At 65.4% G+C, this 263-nt stretch carries 1 protein-coding gene; it reads right to left on the bottom strand.

Features of this window, described 5'->3' with window-relative positions:
• Positions 1–235 (bottom strand): cob(I)yrinic acid a,c-diamide adenosyltransferase (locus R0J88_RS20995; RefSeq protein WP_410901026.1); only part of this gene is annotated, 235 nt, incomplete at its 3' end.
• Positions 236–263 lie beyond the last annotated feature (28 nt).

Below are 263 nucleotides of genomic sequence, written 5' to 3' on the forward strand. Positions count from 1 at the left end.
GCTGCGCCTTCACGCCTTGCTCCTTGTACGGATGCTTGACGAGCCGCATTTCCGTGACGAGGTCGGCCGCATCGATCAGTGCATCGGGCGCATGCCGGCCCGTGACGACGACGTGCACCGACTCCGGCCGCGCGACGAGCGTCGCGAGCACTTCGTCGAGCGGCAGATATTCGTACTTCAGCACGGTGTTCAGCTCGTCGAGGATCACCATCCGGTACTCGCCGCTTTCGATCATCCGGCGCGCCTCGTCCCAGCCCTTGCGG

Origin of the sequence: Pseudoalteromonas sp. SIMBA_162 (genome assembly GCF_046535955.1) — a bacterium.
Lineage (GTDB): Bacteria > Pseudomonadota > Gammaproteobacteria > Enterobacterales > Alteromonadaceae > Pseudoalteromonas > Pseudoalteromonas marina.